This window comes from Staphylococcus sp. GDB20D11A, assembly GCF_016893255.1.
In the GTDB taxonomy this organism is placed as follows: domain Bacteria; phylum Bacillota; class Bacilli; order Staphylococcales; family Staphylococcaceae; genus Staphylococcus; species Staphylococcus aureus.
Genome location: NZ_JAFEPJ010000046.1, coordinates 1 through 1,417 on the forward strand (window position 1 = coordinate 1; position 1,417 = coordinate 1,417).

General features: G+C 37.8%; 2 protein-coding genes. Both read right to left on the reverse strand.

Annotated elements, in window-relative coordinates; translation table 11 throughout:
• Positions 1 to 27: 27 nt before the first annotated feature.
• Positions 28 to 444, reverse strand: coding sequence for an NAD(P)H-dependent oxidoreductase (locus JV528_RS14940; protein WP_000855243.1), 417 nt, complete (start codon positions 442 to 444; stop codon positions 28 to 30).
• Between the two features lie 177 nt (positions 445 to 621).
• A partial coding sequence (locus tag JV528_RS14945; RefSeq protein WP_204177723.1) for an MFS transporter occupies positions 622 to 1,417 on the reverse strand: 796 nt, incomplete at its 5' end.

Sequence of the window (1,417 nt, forward strand, 5' to 3'; positions counted from 1 at the left end):
AAACTCTGGTACATATTCAGCATGAATCTATGCACATAAAGATTTGAATGGTGTTAACATCTGGGTTAATGTATGCTTGTTTTTACCCATACTTGTAAATTCACCTTTTTTTACGCCAGCTGATATAGCTAATCCTAATTTTCGATTATAAAATATTCTTTTACCCTTTGATCCGTAAGCCCATCCATATATAATCACTTCATCGATCCATTTTTTTAATAATGAAGGAGAACTATACCAATATAATGGAAATTGAAAAATAATATTATCATGATTTTCAACTAATTCCTGCTCTCTTTTTACATTTATAATAAAATCAGGATACTCTCTATAAAGATCATGAATGGTAATTTCGTTTGAATAAGACGCTGCTTTTTCTACCCAAACTTTATTGATTCGAGAATTTGGCATATCTGGGTGAGAAACGATCACCAATGTTTTCATTGTTTCATCCTTAACATACTCAACTTTCGCACCAATAAAACAGTGTACGAAAGTTGAGTTACTTAAAAGTATTCTATTCTAAGAAATTCAAATTTGCGTGATTCCTAAGCTATTTATTTACAGCTTAAACTATAGAAGATGAACTAAACAATAACTAATCTTTACATAACTAAGTTATTACCCACGCTTTTTTAAACCTAATCCAGCTATTAAGGCAATGAGTATTGCCCCTGTAGCTGCAAGGAACGCATCTGAGTAGGACATAGCGTCCAATATATATAATGGATTTATCGGCTCAGTAGCATCACGTCGAGCGGATAATAATGCTCCAATCATACCTGCTCCAGTTCCTGCTCCAAGGTACAAAGCACCTTGGAAAATCCCCATTCCGACACCAACCTTGTCTGCATCGAGTGCACTTACTGCGGCGTTATTTGCGGGAGAATTCGTGAATGCAAAAGCAATCCCTACTCCGAGGACCCCCACGGAAACTAACAGAGGTGAAGCACCAGATGCATAGGTGGACAAGAATAAGGTAGACAGCCCCATCAGAGTCATCCCAGTAATTATCAGACGTTTATCCCCAAATCGATCAGAAAGACGGCCAACGAAGGGAGATAAGATTGCAACAGCCACACCACCTGGCAACAATATCATTCCAGCCTGTCCAGAAGAGAGTCCATTCACCTCAATGACTAGTAATGGGACGAACACAAGAACAGCGAAATAAGCAAACATCGAAAAAAATGCAATTATGACCGTATTGACATAATCCTTGTTATTGAACAGGACAGGTGGTACAAATGGATTTTCTGCGGTAACAATTCTCCAAATAAATCCCACCAAAGCTACAACAGAACCAATTAGGCTAGTTAACGATGAGAACGAAGAAAAACCAGAAGTTTCTCCTTGAGTGATGCCAAAAAGGAGTAATCCTACTGTGAGGCCGAGGAATAAACCACCAATGAAATCA